1 protein-coding gene is annotated in these 254 nt (G+C 51.2%); it reads right to left on the bottom strand.

Features of this window, described 5'->3' with window-relative positions; translation table 11 throughout:
- The coding region (locus AC1RPT_RS08150) for a hypothetical protein (RefSeq protein WP_481763049.1) at positions 1–254 on the bottom strand (254 nt) is incomplete at both ends.

The raw sequence follows: 254 nt of genomic DNA, 5'->3' as shown, positions 1-254 counted from the left end.
CTCCAAAAATTTGCCATAGGCAGCAGCGCATCGCACGATAACGGCGCGTAGCGCAGTTTCATGATCATCCCCGTCAATGTACGAGAATTGGGCTGTCGTTTTATTAAGCGAGCCCGGGGCCGAGACCGTGGCTTCCATGAAATGTTCCATCCCCGCGTCTTCGTCAAATTCTGACCACTGTTTGATCGACATGCGAAGTTTTGCCTGAATATAAAATGCGTCGCTCGAATATACCATCGGGTCAAGGACACCGC

This window comes from Dellaglioa sp. CoH-56-MRSF-11, from assembly GCF_056782135.1.
This window is presented reverse-complemented; position numbering and strand designations above follow the sequence as displayed.